This is a genomic window from Deinococcus arcticus, from assembly GCF_003028415.1.
Classification (GTDB): domain Bacteria; phylum Deinococcota; class Deinococci; order Deinococcales; family Deinococcaceae; genus Deinococcus; species Deinococcus arcticus.
Genome location: NZ_PYSV01000007.1, coordinates 1 through 14,793, shown reverse-complemented (window position 1 = coordinate 14,793; position 14,793 = coordinate 1). Strand labels below are relative to the sequence as shown.

Below are 14,793 nucleotides of genomic sequence, written 5' to 3'. Positions count from 1 at the left end.
CTGACAGGGTTGCCCTGCCCTGCCGGGCGGGAGAAGGAGTCGTGAAACCATGGGATTAGCTATTGGTATTGTTGGCCTGCCCAACGTCGGAAAAAGCACGCTGTTCAACGCCATCACGCGCGCCGGGGCGCTGGCGGCGAACTACCCCTTTGCCACCATCGAGCCCAACGTGGGCCGCGTGACCGTACCCGATGAGCGCCTCGCCGCCCTGAGCAAGGTCTTCACCAGGGGCGAGCGCGTGCCGCCCATCATTCCCACCTTTGTGGAGTTCGTGGATATTGCGGGCCTGGTCAAAGGCGCCAGCAAGGGCGAGGGCCTGGGCAACCAGTTTCTGGCCAACATCCGCGAGGCCGACGCGATTGCCCACGTGGTGCGCTGCTTTGAAGACGGCAACGTGGTGCATGTGGCCGGGCGCGTGGACCCCACCGACGACATCGAGACCATCAACACCGAGCTGATTCTGGCGGACCTCTCGGGCCTGGAAAAGCGCCTGCAGAACCTGCAGAAAAAGGCCAAGAGTGGCGACAAGGACGCGCGTGAGCAGGCGGCTCTGGCTGAGCAGATCATCGCCGTGCTGGGCGAGGGCAAGCCGGCGCGCGCCGCCCAGTACGACGCGCCCATTCCCAAGGAATTCGGCCTGATCACCACCAAGCCCGTGATCTACGTGGCGAACGTGGGCGAGGACGACCTGACGCAGGACAACGAGCACGTGCAGAAGGTGCGCGACTACGCCGCCGCCGAGGGCGCGCAGGTGGTCAAGATCAGCGCCCAGATTGAAGGCGAACTGGCCGAGATGCCCGAGGACGAGGCCCGCGCTTTTCTGGAAGAGCTGGGCGTGCAGGAAAGCGGCCTGGACCAGCTGGTGAAGGTGGGCTACGAGACGCTGGGCCTGATCACCTTCATCACCAGCGGCGAAAAAGAGGTGCGCGCCTGGACCATCCGCAGGGGCGAAAAGGCCCCCGAAGCCGCCGGGGAAATCCACAGCGACCTGGAACGCGGCTTTATCCGCGCCGAGGTGATCGAGTGGGACAAGATGGTGGAAGCGGGCGGCTGGGCCCCCGCCAAGGCCAAGGGCTGGGTCCGCACCGAGGGCAAGGACTACGTGATGAAAGACGGCGACATCATGAACGTGCTGCACAACATGTAGGGGTTGTGGGCTGTGGGTTGTCGGACGTAGGAAAAGAGGGCGGGCCGCATTGCTGGGCCTGCCCCTCATCTTTTCCTACAACCCACACCCTACGTCCGACAACCCCTCATACGGGTTACGGAATTTTTTCGACCGAAGGGACTCGAAGAGCTGCGCAGCAGAGCAGGAAAAGATGCGGATTTCCGGGAATTGGGCTGGAACAGCGCCGAAGGCGGGGAACATCCCCCTTCTTCCCGGATGCTCCGGAAATGAACGGCAGTCCGTATCACTTCCCCACACAGAAATTCCGGAACACCGCGTCCACCACGTCCTCCTGCACGTCCTGGCCGGTCAGCTCGGCCAGGGCCTGCAGGGCTTCTTCCAGCTCATAACTGGCCAGATCGTCGGGAAGGGTCTGGGCGGCCTGGATGTGGGCCAGCGCGCGGCGGGCGGCGTCGGCCTGGCGCTCGGTGGTCAGCCACGCTTCGCCCCGGGCGGCGTCGCCCAGCAGGGCCGCCCCAATGGCCGCGCGCAGTTCGGGCAGGCCCTGGCCGGTCACGGCGCTCACGTCCAGGGCCTGTGGGTCGGTCCAGGCCACGGTCAGGTCGGCCTTGGTGCGCAGGCGCAGCACGCGGCCCCCAGCGGGCAACTCGGCGTCCAGGGGCTCGCGGGGGCGGCTGCCGTCTTCCAGCACCAGCACCAGATCGGCGGCCTCCGCCAACTGGCGGGCCTGTTGCACGCCCGCCGCCTCGATCTGGTCCCCGGTCTCGCGGATGCCGGCCGTGTCCACCAGCGTCACTGGCACCCCGGCCAGTTCCAGGCCAGCTTCCAGATAGTCGCGGGTGGTGCCGGGCAGCGGCGTCACAATGGAGCGTTCGTAGCCCACCAGGGCGTTGAGCAGGCTGCTTTTGCCCGCGTTGGGGCGGCCAATCAGGGCCAGCCGGGCGCCGCGCGTGGCCAGGCGCCCGGCGTGGGCGGTGCGCACCAGGTCCTGCAACTCGCGCTCGGCCTGGGCCAGTGGCGCGGCGCGGTCTTCCTCGGGCACGCCCTCTTCGGGATAGTCCAGCAGGGCCTGCACGGCGGCCAGGGTGCGGGTCACCTGGGCGCTCACGCGCTGCACCCGCCCGCGCAGGGCGCCGCTCAGGCCCAGGCTGGCCTGCCGCCGGGCGGCGTCGGTCTGGGCGTCCACCAGGTGCAGCACCGCCTCGGCCTGGGTCAGGTCCAGGCGGCCGTGCAGGTAGGCGCGCAGGGTAAATTCCCCGGGGCGCGCAGGCCGGGCGCCCAGAGCCAGCGCCCCCGACAGGACCCCGGCCAGCACAGCGGGGCTGCCGTGGGTCTGAAACTCGGCCACGTCCTCGCCCGTAAAGGAGCGCGGCGCACGGAACACCAGACACAGGCCCTCGTCCAGCACCTCGCCCGCACTGTCCAGAAAATGCCCGAACAGAAAGCGGCCCCCGGGTGTGGCCGAAGGCACGCGCCGCCCCCGGAACAACCCGTCGGCCACCGCCAGCGCCTGCGGGCCACTCACCCGCACGATCCCCACGCCCGCGCTGCCCGGCGCAGTGGCAATGGCAGCGATGGTGTCGGACAGGCCAGTGCGCGAACTCACGCCCGGCAGGCTAGCACTGTGAGAGGCGAGTGCAGGCAGGCGTGCGGGTGGAGCGCCGGGGGTTTTCCCTGCCCGGGAGGGATTGAGCCTGTGGAAAAAGGAGCGTGCCTGCTTCCCCCGCTTTCAAAGTTCACGCTCATGCGCCGGCCCTAGCATGGCCGGGTATGCGCCCTAACGTGCTTTCTGCGGCCCTGACCCTGGGGACCGCCCTGCTGCTTGCTTCTGCCGCCGCCCAGACGGCGGCCCCGGCCAAACCGGCCACGCCCGCCACCCCGGCCAAGGGGGTTAGCTCGGCGGCCACCACCAAGGCGGTCAGCGCGCTGTCCATCGAGGTGAGCCGGGCCGTGGGTGGCCGCATCCTTTCCTGCCCCGACGCCCTGAAACTCAGCCCGCGCGCCGTGTGCCTCTACAGCACCCAGGCCCAGGCCAGCCTGCGCCCGCTGCTGCGGGGCAAGCTGGGCGCCCGCGCCCAGGGCGAGTGGAAAACCACCGGCAAGTCCAACGTGCTGCTGGTGAGCGAAGCGGCGGGCGCCCCGGTGGCGGCCTTCGTGCTGCTCAGCCCCATCAGCGACAAGGAAACGCTGGTGGTGGTGGACGCCGCGCAGGCCACCGCCACCCCCGCCGCCAAGGTGAGCGTGCCCGCCGGCGTGACCCGGGGGCAGCCCTACGTGCTTGGCAGTGACCTGGCCGGGGTGGTCAGTGTGGCCTCGCTGGGCGGCGGCAAATACCGCCTCTCGGCCGACGACAACGCCCTGACCGTGACGGTGGGGCAGCGCAGCGCCCAGACCTCGGGCGGGGCCGTGGAACTGCCGCTGGCCCCCGCCACCGACGGCAAGAATCTGATTTTCCCGGTGTCGGGCCTGCGCGCCCTGGGCTGCACGGTGACCCCGGCGGGCGGCAGCCTGACGGTGGCCTGCGGCAGTGACAGCGTGGGCCTCAAACCCATCGTGTTCTGAGGGCGGCCCCGGGCGGGGGAAGGGGCTTTGTGGGTCCCTCTCCCCACCGCTTTCTTTTGCCTGCCCAGTCCGGTGGGACGCCGGCTTCATGCAGGCTTTAGCGGGTCTTGGGCATTTCCTGGCGGTGCGGCGCAGGGCCCTGGCCTGTCACGGCATGATGGGCACCAAGGTGCCACGCCGTTTTCTGGCCAAGCCGCTTTTCACAGGAGGAATCCCATGACCATTCTCGACCGTCTGTCCCGACTGCTGCGCGCCAACGTCAATGACCTGATCAGCCGCGCCGAGGACCCGGGCAAGATCATTGATCAGGCCCTGCGCGACATGCGCGCCGCCTACACCGAGGCCCGCAGCGAAGTGGCCGAGGCCATGAGCCAGAACGCCAAACTGGAGCGCGAGGCCAGCACCAACCGCCGCATGAGCAGCGAGTACGAGAAAAAGGCCGAGGAGGCCCTGCGCGGCGGCAGCGAGGAGCTGGCCCGTGAGGCCCTGCGCCGCGCCCAGAACGCCAAGGACCTGGCCGCCGGCTTTGAAGAGCAGCTGCACACCCAGACCCAGACGGTCGAGCAGCTCAAGACCCAGCTGCGCGCCCTGGAAGCCAAGATTGACGAGATGGAAGGCAAAAAGACCCTGCTGGCCGCCCGGCAGAAGACCGCGCAGGCCGGGGCCACCCTGGACCGGGTGTCGGGCTTTGACAAGGCGGGCGGGGCCATGGACGCCTTTGAAGAGATGGAAGCCAAGGTGGCGGGCCTGGAAGACCGTAACCGCGCCGTGACCCAGCTGCGCCAGGAAGGGGACCTTGACGCCCAGCTCAAGGATCTGGGCCGCAACCGCGAACTGGACGACGCCTTTGCCGCCCTGAAGGCCAAGGTGCAGGGCGAGGGCACCGGGAACCCGGGCAGCTAAGTCACTCGCTGCCAAGCCCCCGATCAACCGAGCGGCCTGGGACAGCGGCGCCGCAGAGCGAGTGGCGAACCCAGTGCCTCGCACCAGGAATGGAAACGTTTCTGCGCCCTTCTGAACCGTTGGACTGAGAGGGGCGAGGGACTTAAAGCGCCCCGATCAGCGAAGACCCCACAGGACAGGCCTGGGGGGTTTTCGCTGGTGGGGCCGGGGACCTGCGCCTTCTGACGGACGCCACTGGGCCAAAGTTCATGTTTGCTGACAGAATGAGGGCGATGAGGCGTTCTACCCTAGGCAGTATGTCTGCCCCCCTGCTGCGCACGCTGCTGGGCACCCTGGCCCTGGGCCTGTCGGCGTGCGCGCCGCAGACGACCACCACAGTTCAGGCCAACACCCCGGTGTCTGCGGTGTCGTTCTATCCCCATGAACCCGGGCTGGCCTGGACCTACCTGCCCGAAGGCGACGCGGCCGGGCAACCGGCGTATGTGCTGCGTGCACTTGGGCCCACAGTATTTTTCGATCAGCCCACCCTGGCCTTTCAGATGACCGGGCGCGGCGCCGACCAGACGTGGTACCGCACGGTGGGCAGCGGCGGCGTGTTTCTGCACGGCCTGAGCAAGCCCGGCGTGACCATTCGCCTGCAGCCCGCGTGGCGCGAGGCCCCGGCCGAGAACGAGTGGCGCCTGGGCCTGAGCTGGCAGGGCCAGTCGCAGGTGACCCTCAGCGGCGAAGACGGCCAGGAGCGCGCGCGCGGCACCCTGAACTACAGCTACGTGGTGCAGGACCGCCGCACGGTGCAGACCCCGGGCGGCCGCTTTGAGGTCTGGGTGGTCACCCGGCAGCTGACCGACACGCTGGGCGGGCTGTTTCCGGCCACCCAGCAACTGTGGTTTACCCCGTTCGTGGGCGACGTGCGCACGCCCGAGGGGCTGCTGCTCACGGGACGCAACTTCACGGCGCGCACAGGAGGCCGCTAAATGGACAGCCCCGCAACCCTGACCCCGCTGCTGGACCGGGTGAGTGGCCCCGCCGACCTCAAGAGCCTGCCGCGCGAGCAGTTGCCCCAACTGGCCCAGGAACTGCGCGAGGAGATCGTGCGCGTGTGTTCGGTGGGCGGGCTGCACCTCGCGTCCTCGCTGGGGGCCACCGACCTGATCGTGGCGCTGCATTACGTGCTGAATTCCCCGCGTGACCGCCTGCTGTTCGACGTGGGGCACCAGGCCTACGCCCACAAGATGCTCACCGGGCGCCGCGCCCAGATGCCCACCATCAAGAAAGAGGGGGGGCTGAGCGGCTTTACCAAGGTCAGTGAATCCGAGCACGACGCCATTACGGTGGGGCACGCCAGCACCAGCCTCGCCAACGCGCTGGGCATGGCCGTGGCGCGCGACGCCCTGGGCCAGGACTACCGGGTGGCCGCCGTGATTGGCGACGGCGCCCTGACTGGCGGCATGGCCCTGGCCGCCCTGAACACCATTGGCGACACCAACCGCCGGATGCTGATGGTCCTGAACGACAACGAGATGAGCATCTCCGAGAACGTGGGGGCGCTGAACAAATTCATGCGCGGCCTGCAGGTGCAGCGGTGGTTTCAGGAGGGCGAGGGCGCCGGGAAAAAGGCCGTGGAGGCGGTCAGCAAGCCCCTGGCCAGTCTGATGAGCCGCGCCAAGAACTCTACCCGCCATTTCTTCGACCCGGCCAGCGTGAACCCCTTTGCGGCCATGGGCGTGCGCTATGTGGGGCCGGTGGACGGCCACAACGTGGAAGAACTGGTGTGGCTGCTGGAGCGCTTGGTGGACCTGGACGGGCCCACCATCCTGCATGTGGTGACCAAGAAGGGCAAGGGCCTCAGTTATGCCGAGGCCGATCCCATCTACTGGCACGGCCCCGGCAAGTTTGACCCAGCCACCGGCGAATTCAGCGCCAGCAAGGCGTATTCCTGGAGCAACGCTTTCGGGGACGCCGTGACCGAGCTGGCCGCACAGGACCCCTGCACCTTCGTGATTACCCCCGCCATGCGCGAGGGCAGCGGGCTGGTGGGGTACAGCAAGGCGCACCCCAACCGCTACCTGGATGTGGGCATTGCCGAGGAAGTGGCGGTGACGGCGGCGGCAGGCATGGCGCTGCAGGGCCTGAAACCGGTCGTGGCGATCTACTCCACCTTCCTGCAGCGCGCCTATGACCAGGTGCTGCACGACGTGGCGATTGAGCACCTGAACGTGACCTTCGCCATTGACCGCGCCGGCATTGTGGGGGCCGACGGCGCCACCCACAACGGCGTCTTTGACCTGAGCTACCTGCGCTCTATTCCCGGCGTGCGCGTGGGCCTGCCCCGGGACACCGCCGAACTGCGCGGCATGCTCAAGTACGCCCAGAACCACCCCGGCCCCTTTGCCATCCGCTACCCGCGCGGCAACACCGCTCCCGTCCCCGAAGGCACCTGGCCGGACCTGGACTGGGGCACCTGGGACACCGTGCAGGCCGGGCAGGACGTGGTCATTCTGGCCGGCGGCAAGGCGCTGGAGTACGCCCTCAAGGCGGCGGCTGGCCTGGACGGGGTGGGCGTGGTGAATGCCCGTTTCGTCAAACCGCTGGACGAGGCCCTGCTGCGCGAACTGGCCCGCACGGCCCGCGCCCTGATCACCGTGGAGGACAACACCGTGGTGGGCGGCTTCGGCAGCGCGGTGCTGGAATTCCTGAACGCCGAGGGCCTGTCGGTTCCGGTGCGCGTGCTGGGCATTCCCGATGAGTTCCAGGAACACGCCACCGCCGAGAGCGTGCACGCCCGCGCCGGCATTGACGCCCCGGCGATTCGCACCGTACTGGCGGAGCTGGGGGTGGACGTTCCTCTGGGGGTGTAGATGGTTGAAGGGGGATGGTTGATGGAAAAGTGCGGCTCTTCCATCAACCATCCCCCTTTCACCCTCAACGCCTTATCGCGCCTTCCCCTTCCACCACCCACTTCGTCGTCGTCAGTTCCCGCAGGCCCATGGGGCCCCGGGCATGCAGCTTCTGGGTGCTGATGGCCACCTCGGCGCCCAGGCCCAGCTGGCCGCCGTCGTTGAAGCGGGGGCTGGCGTTGACCATCACGGCGGCCGAGTCCACGTCCTGCACGAAGCGCTCGGCCTGGGCGGGGTCGCGGGTCAGGATCACGTCGGTGTGGTTGCCGTGGGCGGCGATGAAATCCAGGGCCTCATCCAGCCCAGAGACGGTCTTGATGCTGAGGGTGAGACTCAGGAATTCGGTGCCGTAATCAGCCTCGGCGGCAGCCTGAGCGGGCACGCCGGCCGCCTGCAGGACTGCCAGGGTTTCGGGGTCGGCGCGCAGGGTCACGGCATCGGCCACCAGAGGGCGCACGAGTTCGGGCAGCGTGCTCAGCGCCGCGCGGTCGAGGAGCAGCGTATCCAGGGCGTTGCAGGCGCTGGGTTTCTGCACCTTGGCGTTGTGCAGGAGGGCGGCAGCTTTCGCGCGGTCCCCGGGCGTACGGGCGAACGAGGCATCCAGGTACACGTGCACCACGCCAATCCCGCCCACGATCACGGGCACGGTGGCGTTCTCCACGCAGAAGCGGTGCAGGCCAGCGCCGCCGCGCGGAATGATGGCGTCCACCAGATCGTCCAGTTTCAGCAGCTCCAGCATGCGCCCGCGCGCCGGGTCGCGGATCACCTGCACCGCGTCGGCCAGCAGGCCCTGGGCCCGCAGCGCCGCGTGAATCACCTCTTCCAGCGCGGCGTTGCTGCGCCCCGTTTCCTTGCCGCCGCGCAGAATGACGGCGTTGCCGCTCATCAGGGCCAGGGCCGCCACGTCCACCGTCACGTTCGGGCGGCTCTCGTAGATCACGCCCAGCACGCCCAGCGGCACGCGGCGGGTGCTCACCCGGATGCCGCTGGGCTGGGTCTGCACCGGACCGGTCTCCCCCACCGGGTCCGGCAGGCGCGACACCGCCTCCACATCGGCGGCGATGCCTTCTAAGGCGGCCGGGCTCAGGCGAAGGCGGGCGACCATTGGCTCGGGCAGGCCCGCCGCCACAGCCGCCGCCACATCCTGCGCATTGGCGGCCAGGATCACCCCGGCCTGGGCCCGTAGCCCAGCGGCGATGGCCGCCAGGGCCGCCACCTTGCGCGCGGTGGGCAGCGAACGCAGCACACGGGCCGCCGCCCGGGCCCGCGTGCCCATGAGGCGAATGCTGGGGGCTTCGGTCTGGCTCATGGCCCGAGGCTAGCAGGCCGGCCCGGGCGGCCCAGGGCGCTGGCCTAGCCCTGATCGCGCCGGGGGGCAGCGTGCAGCAGGGCCTGGGCCAGGGCGGCCGGGTCGTGCCGGGCCTGGCCGGGCTGCAGCAGGGGCAGCACCACGGCGCGACCCCGCAGCTCACGGGTGGCGCCCGTCAGGTTCAGCAGGTGTGCGCCGCCCTCGGCGTAGCGGGCCACCACATCACGCGGGGGCACGGCGCTGTTCACCAGCACGCAATCTGGCAGGCGCCCCAGGTGGCGGGTGATGGCCTGCACGTGGTCTTCCAGGCTCAGGCCGTCGGTTTCGCCGGGCTCGGTCATCAGGCTGGCCACGTAGATCAGCGGAGCGGGCGAGGCGCGCAGTTCGCGGGCAATCTCGGGCACCAGCAGCGCGGGAATGATGCTGGTATACAGGCTCCCCGGGCCCAGCACAATCTGGTCGGCTTCCCGGATGGCGTGCAGCACTTCCGGCAGGGCGGGCAGCGCCGGGGGGTCAAGCTGCACATGCTGAATCTGCGCTTCGCCCATCTCGGCGGCAAAGCGGCTCTCGCCGCGCAGGGTGCGGCCGTCATTCAGGCGGGCCACCAGGGTGGCAGGCTGGGTGGTGGCCGGGTACACCCGCCCGCGAATGCGCAGCACCTCGTGAATGTCCAGCATGGCTTCACTCAGGCCGCCTTCTTCCTCACTGAGGGTGGCCAGCAGCAGGTTGCCGAAGGTATGCCCCTGAATGCCGTCGCCGCGTTCAAAGCGGTGCAGGAGCAGCCGGGCCATGACTGGACTGTCCGAGAGCGCCGCGTAGCAGTCGGTGAGGTCGCCGGGCGCGATCATATCCAGCGAGGCGCGCAGCCGCCCCGAGGAGCCCCCGTCGTCAGAGACGGCCACGATGGCCGTGGTGTTGCCGGTATGCACCCGCAGCCCCGAGAGCAGGTTGCTCAGGCCGGTGCCGCCTCCCACCGCCACGATGCGCGGGCCCCGGGCGAGGTGGCGGCGCTGGTACATCAGGTCCACGGCCTGTTCGGGGGCGGTGCCAGTGCCGCGCAGCACCGAGCGGCTGAGCATCATGATGCTCCACAGCGCGCCCAGCAGCGACAGCACCATCAGGGCCATGCCGCCGGTGTACAGCGGCATCACCTCGGGGCTCACCAGATGGTTGACCCATAGAATCCAGCGGGTGGCCACGAAATGCAGCGGTCCGGTCCAGGTGAAGTGCAGCACGCCCACCGCCCCCACCAGGGTGCAGACCACGAACAGCAGCAGCCACCGCTTGACCCCCAGGCCCGGCGACATCCACATGCGGGCGCGGCGGGTCACCTGCTGGCCGCGCTGCACCATGTCGCCCCGCATGCTCTCCGGCACCACCGGCGAGCTGCGGGGGATGGGCGGGTCGCTCACGCCTCCTCGCCCGCCTTCATGTCGCGGTGGTCCATGATGTCCACATTCAGGTCCTTCAGGTCCTGGGCCAGGCGCGCGGCCACCGCCACGCTGCGGTGCTGGCCCCCCGTGCAGCCCACCGCCACGGTGTAGCCGTGCCGCCCGGCCGCGCGGGCGCGCTCGGCGGCCACGCGCACAAAATCACGCAGCTCGGTATAGAACACCTCGGCGCCGGGGTCCCCGAAGGCGTAGCGGGCCACGGCCGGGTCCAGGCCGGTGCGGGGGCGCAGTTCGGCGTCGTAGTAGGGATTGGGCAGCGATCTCACGTCCAGCACCAGATCGGCGTCGCGGGGCGGCGCGTGCTTGAAGCCAAAGGACATCAGGCGCAGGTGAAAGTCGTTTTCCAGCCGGAACAGGCGCAGCACCTGGGCCGACAGGTCGCGGGCACTGAGGTGCGTGGTGTCAATCACGGTGTCGGCAATGGCGCGCAGGGGCGCGAGCAACTCGCGTTCGCGCGCAAAGTCCAGCATCAGGTTGTCGCCCAGCGGGTGCTCGCGGCGGGTGAAGTTGTAGCGCTTGAGCAGCACGTCCGTGTTGGCTTCCAGAAACAGCACGCGCAGGTCCTCGCGGCGGCGCGAGAGCCGCACGTAGCTGGCTTCCAGTGCGCCCAGGAAATCGCGGGTGCGCGCGTCGGTACTGATGGCCACGCAGGGCAGCCCCCGCGCCGACACGAGGTCGTGCATGGCGCCCCACAGTTCTGGGGGCAGGTTATCGGTGATAAAGAACCCGGCGTCTTCCAGGGTGCGCAGCGCGGTGCTCTTGCCACTGCCAGACAGACCGGAGACGACGACAAAAGGCATGGGGGCAGTGTAACGTGAGCGCCCTGCCCGGGCCTGATGAGACAGTCAGGTTCTGGTCAGGGCCTGGGGACCGCCGGACGGGGCCCGGACGTCACGCGGCTTTGCCCACCCTGGCCCCCTTTACAGCCACCGCTCAATGACGTCGCGCGGCACCGTCGTCCAGGTGATATGGCTCACGTGGGTCTGACCAGCGGAAGACCGCGTCTCGGTGCGCAGCAGCGCGTTCCACCCCCGGCTCAGCTTGAAATTCACCCGAATGTTGTCCTGGTAGGTCGAGATCTGGCCGGACTGTTCATAACCACGGACGCAGCGTTGCTCCCCCTGAACCGTGAGGTCTTCTGACACATACACCAGGTCAACCCGGGCCGGGCTGGTGGGTTTGTCATAGGCCCGCAGGTCGTAGTGCAGCCTCCGTTCTTCCGGAATCGGCGAGGTAAGGGGCTGCGCCCCCTGCTGAACATCAGCGAAGCGGTAGAAAAAGAAGGCCACCTCGGGCAGGTGCACCTTGACCCCTGCCGTGGCCTTCAGGCCATCCACCGGGCACAGGCCACCTGCCAGTGAATTATTGCCTCGCATGGACAGCGTGTATTGCAGGGTTTCGGCTGGGCCAGTCTGAAGGGGCGCCGCGCCAGTGAGGCGGCCGTCGGGCTGCAGGTGCGCGGCCAGCACGGCACTCTGGCCCCGGAGGCTGTAAAGCGGCACCACGTTTCTGGCCTTCCAGCCCTCCACGGTCCCGCCCGGCACATACGACTCGCCCAGCCTAAAGGCCGTGTAGACCGGCAAAGGCTGTGGGGGAGCGTCCACGTAATACGGGCGCAGCTCGGCCTCTGTGAGGGGTCGCAGCGGGGCCTGTACGGACGGATCAACGCAGCCACTCAGAAAGGGCAGCAGCAGGGCAGGCACGAGACGTCGCACCCAGACAGCTTAGGCAATTGGCCCACACCCCGGCGCCGCACGTGCGGCGCGCAGGAAGGGTGACAGGACTGTACGCCTGCACTGATCCCGGCAGCCCCGACCAGTGATACGGATTCCGTCCATTGCCGGAACATCCAGGAAGAAGGGGGATGTTCCTCCACTTCCCGGACATCCGTCTCTGTTCCTGCGCTGAGCCGAAAGCGAGGGGGGGGGAGCGGACTTGGAGAGCGCTGTCGCAGAGCAAACCCCAGAAAAACGGAACTGCGGCGATGAAAACGCACCCCTGCGCCCTTCCAACAGGCTCGGGCATCAGAGGAGTCCCGTATCAGCTGGCCCCCGACAGCCTCGCCCTTCAGGACCTTCGGCAACCCCTCTTGCCCACGCCGCGCTGCTCCTCCCAGAGCAATGGGAGGAGCAGCGCGGCGTGCCTCAGAACGAGGTGGTCACGACCTGCCCAGGTGGCGTTTCGCCTGGGGCCCGGCCTCCTTCAGCGCACCTTCGTTCCGCTGGGCAGGTCCAGTGTCAGGCCCACGAGGTCCAGGTTGCCCTGATCGTCCTCGGCGGCCAGGATCATGCCCTGGGACTCGATACCGCGCAGCTTGGCGGGCTTCAGGTTGGCGACCAGAATCACCTTGCGGCCCACCAGGGCTTCGGGGGCGAACCACTGGCGAATGCCGCTGACCACGGTGCGTTCCTCCTCGCCCAGGCGCACCGTCAGTTTCAGCAGCTTGTCGGCCTTGGGCACGGCCTCGGCAGCCAGCACCTCGGCCACACGCAGGTCAATGCGGGCAAAGTCGTCAATGGAAATCAGGGCCTCAGCGGGGGCGGTGGGCGCGGCGGCCGGAACAGCGGGAACAACTTCCGTCTGGGTCATGGGGGTCACGTTCTCTTTCACGGGCTCTTTGGCGGGTTTGGGGGTGGCTTCGGGGGCCAGCTTGTCAGGGGCCACCCTGGGTTCGGGCTTGGGAAACAGAATCGCGCCGCCCACCACCTGGGTGCCGGCCGGGGTCAGGCCCCAGGCGCCGGCCAGGGTGTAGGACTGGCCGCCCAGGCCCAGTTGCGCGCGCAGTTCGCGGGCCTTACTGGGCAGCGCCGCTTCCAGGGCCACGCTGGCCACGCGCAGGCCCTCGGCGGCGGTGTACAGCACCGTGTCCAGGCGCCGGGCGGTCTGCTCACTCTTGGCCAGGTTCCAGGGCGCGCTCTCGGCAATGTAGCGGTTGAGGTCGCGCACGAAGTTCATGGCCGCTTCCAGGGCCATATTGATCTTCAAGTCGTCCACCAGCCCCAGAATCTGCCCTGGCAGGGCCAGCGCGGCGGCCTCGATCTCGCGCTCGCGCTCGGTAATCTCGGTGGCCGCCGGAATCACGCCGCCCCGGTACTTCTGAATCATGGACACGGTGCGCGAGAGCAGGTTGCCCAGATCGTTGGCAAGGTCGCTGGTCAGGCGCGAGACCAGAATGCCCTCGCCGTAGGGACTATCGGCACTCAGGGTGGCCTCGCGCAGCAGGGTGTAGCGGATGGCGTCCACCGGGTACTGCGCCACCAGCGCTTCGGGGTCAATGGCGTTGCCCAGGCTCTTGCCCATCTTGCGCCCGTCCTCGGCCAGGATGTGACTGTGCACCACGAGGCGGCGGTAGGGGGGCAGCCCGGCGGCTTTCAGCATGGTGGGCCAGAACACCGCGTGCGGCTTGAGAATGTCCTTGCCGATCACGTGCCACGCGGTGCCGATCACCTCGGGGCGCTCGCCCTTGCTCACCGGCGCCGAGACGTAATTCAGCAGCGCGTCAAACCACACGTAGGTGACGTGGTCCGGGTCCCAGGGCAGTTCAATACCCCAGGGCACGCGGCTCTTGGGCCGCGAGATGCTCAGCGGCCCAATGGGCTCCCTGAGCATTTCCAGCACCTCGTTGCGGTAGCCGGCCGGCTGGATAAAGTCGGGGTTCTGCCCAATATGGTCCAGCAGCCACGCCTGATACTTCTCCATGCGGAAGAAATAGTTCGCCTCGCGGCGCAGTTCGGGTGGGTCCTTGTCGCCGGGATAACGGCGCACGCCGTCCGGGCCCTCCACCAGCTCTTTTTCCGTGACGTAACGCTCGGCGCCCACGGAGTACAGCCCCTCGTACTCGTCAAAGTAGATGTCGCCCGCGTCGTACACCCGCTGCAGGATGTCCTGAACGAAGCGCTTGTGGCGCCCCTCCGTGGTGCGCACAAAGTCGTCGTAGGCGATGTCCAGCCGGTCCCACAGGCCCTTGAAGGCGCGTGTGGCCAGATCATCCACGAACACCTGCGGGGTCTGGCCGGCCTTGGCGGCGGCCTTGGCAATCTTCTCGCCGTGCTCGTCGGTGCCGGTCAGGAAAAACACCTCGCGCCCGGCCAAGCGCTGGTAGCGGGCAATGGCGTCGGTGAGAATCTTCTCGTAGACGTGGCCGATGTGCGGCGCGCCGTTGGCGTAGTCAATGGCCGTCGTGATGAAAAATGCGCGGTCAGGGTGGCTCATGGGATTCCTTCCTTCCCGGCCTGGGGCCGGGCAACCTCCACAGCATAAAGGGCAAAGGAAAGCGGGGCGCCCGGCCTGCTCAGAACGCCCCGCGCAACACCAGTGCAGTTCAGGGTCGCTGGGGCATTCGCATGGTGGGCAGGGGGCGGGCCATGGGGGCAGTGTAACGCGGCCCCCCGCCCGCACGCCTGTGCCACTTGCCTTAGAGCATTTGTCATAAAGACACTGATGGATGAACATGTTTGAACCAGCCGTGAATATCACTCGGTGTGACGGCATCCAGTGCGGCAAACACCGCCTGAAGCAGTTCGTCCACCTGTCGGCAGTCCC

The 14,793-nt window shown here is 68.5% G+C and carries 11 protein-coding genes; 5 read left to right on the top strand and 6 right to left on the bottom strand.

Going from position 1 to position 14,793, the window contains the following annotated elements; translation table 11 throughout:
* Positions 1-49: 49 nt before the first annotated feature.
* Complete coding sequence (gene ychF, locus C8263_RS08495; RefSeq protein ID WP_107137696.1) at positions 50-1,147, top strand: redox-regulated ATPase YchF; 1,098 nt, start codon at positions 50-52, stop codon at positions 1,145-1,147.
* A gap of 265 nt (positions 1,148-1,412) precedes the next feature.
* On the opposite strand, the gene mnmE is transcribed toward ychF, so the two are convergent.
* Complete coding sequence (gene mnmE, locus C8263_RS08490; RefSeq protein ID WP_199188352.1) at positions 1,413-2,735, bottom strand: tRNA uridine-5-carboxymethylaminomethyl(34) synthesis GTPase MnmE; 1,323 nt, start codon at positions 2,733-2,735, stop codon at positions 1,413-1,415.
* A 164-nt stretch (positions 2,736-2,899) separates the two neighbouring features.
* Here mnmE and C8263_RS08485 point away from each other — a divergent pair, with 164 nt between their 5' ends.
* From C8263_RS08485 to dxs, 4 genes are all read left to right on the top strand, one after another.
* Positions 2,900-3,691, top strand: a complete 792-nt coding sequence (locus tag C8263_RS08485; protein ID WP_107137694.1) for a hypothetical protein — start codon at positions 2,900-2,902, stop codon at positions 3,689-3,691.
* Positions 3,692-3,907: 216 nt separating this feature from the next.
* Positions 3,908-4,594 (top strand): PspA/IM30 family protein, encoded by a 687-nt coding sequence (locus C8263_RS08480; protein WP_107137693.1) that lies wholly within the window; start codon positions 3,908-3,910, stop codon positions 4,592-4,594.
* A gap of 296 nt (positions 4,595-4,890) precedes the next feature.
* Positions 4,891-5,568: a hypothetical protein gene (locus C8263_RS08475; RefSeq protein WP_107137692.1), complete on the top strand. Its 678-nt coding sequence runs from the start codon at positions 4,891-4,893 to the stop codon at positions 5,566-5,568.
* Entirely contained in the window at positions 5,569-7,452 is a 1,884-nt protein-coding gene (gene dxs / locus C8263_RS08470; RefSeq protein ID WP_107137691.1) for a 1-deoxy-D-xylulose-5-phosphate synthase, read from the top strand.
* A gap of 64 nt (positions 7,453-7,516) precedes the next feature.
* On the opposite strand, the gene C8263_RS08465 is transcribed toward dxs, so the two are convergent.
* The 5 genes from C8263_RS08465 to metG all read right to left on the bottom strand — a co-directional run bounded on the left by C8263_RS08465 (position 7,517) and on the right by metG (position 14,463).
* Positions 7,517-8,800: a glutamate-5-semialdehyde dehydrogenase gene (locus tag C8263_RS08465; RefSeq protein ID WP_107137690.1), complete on the bottom strand. Its 1,284-nt coding sequence runs from the start codon at positions 8,798-8,800 to the stop codon at positions 7,517-7,519.
* A gap of 44 nt (positions 8,801-8,844) precedes the next feature.
* The gene (locus C8263_RS08460) at positions 8,845-10,212 is read right to left on the bottom strand and encodes a gluconeogenesis factor YvcK family protein (protein WP_233218728.1); all 1,368 of its coding nucleotides are present in this window, start codon (positions 10,210-10,212) and stop codon (positions 8,845-8,847) included.
* Complete coding sequence (gene rapZ / locus C8263_RS08455) at positions 10,209-11,051, bottom strand: RNase adapter RapZ (RefSeq protein WP_107137689.1); 843 nt, start codon at positions 11,049-11,051, stop codon at positions 10,209-10,211. Before rapZ ends, C8263_RS08460 begins: the two co-directional genes overlap by 4 nt.
* A gap of 120 nt (positions 11,052-11,171) precedes the next feature.
* Positions 11,172-11,966 (bottom strand): hypothetical protein, encoded by a 795-nt coding sequence (locus tag C8263_RS08450; RefSeq protein ID WP_146160634.1) that lies wholly within the window; start codon positions 11,964-11,966, stop codon positions 11,172-11,174.
* 487 nt (positions 11,967-12,453) lie between these two features.
* Complete coding sequence (gene metG, locus C8263_RS08445) at positions 12,454-14,463, bottom strand: methionine--tRNA ligase (protein WP_107137687.1); 2,010 nt, start codon at positions 14,461-14,463, stop codon at positions 12,454-12,456.
* Positions 14,464-14,793 lie beyond the last annotated feature (330 nt).

Coding starts and splice junctions, on each gene's coding strand:
- rapZ (WP_107137689.1), bottom strand. CDS start 11,051: ATGCCTTTTGTCGTCGTCTCCGGTCTGTCTGGCAGTGGCAAGAGCACC.
- dxs (WP_107137691.1), top strand. CDS start 5,569: ATGGACAGCCCCGCAACCCTGACCCCGCTGCTGGACCGGGTGAGTGGC.
- ychF (WP_107137696.1), top strand. CDS start 50: ATGGGATTAGCTATTGGTATTGTTGGCCTGCCCAACGTCGGAAAAAGC.
- C8263_RS08480 (WP_107137693.1), top strand. CDS start 3,908: ATGACCATTCTCGACCGTCTGTCCCGACTGCTGCGCGCCAACGTCAAT.
- C8263_RS08475 (WP_107137692.1), top strand. CDS start 4,891: ATGTCTGCCCCCCTGCTGCGCACGCTGCTGGGCACCCTGGCCCTGGGC.
- C8263_RS08485 (WP_107137694.1), top strand. CDS start 2,900: ATGCGCCCTAACGTGCTTTCTGCGGCCCTGACCCTGGGGACCGCCCTG.
- metG (WP_107137687.1), bottom strand. CDS start 14,463: ATGAGCCACCCTGACCGCGCATTTTTCATCACGACGGCCATTGACTAC.
- C8263_RS08465 (WP_107137690.1), bottom strand. CDS start 8,800: ATGAGCCAGACCGAAGCCCCCAGCATTCGCCTCATGGGCACGCGGGCC.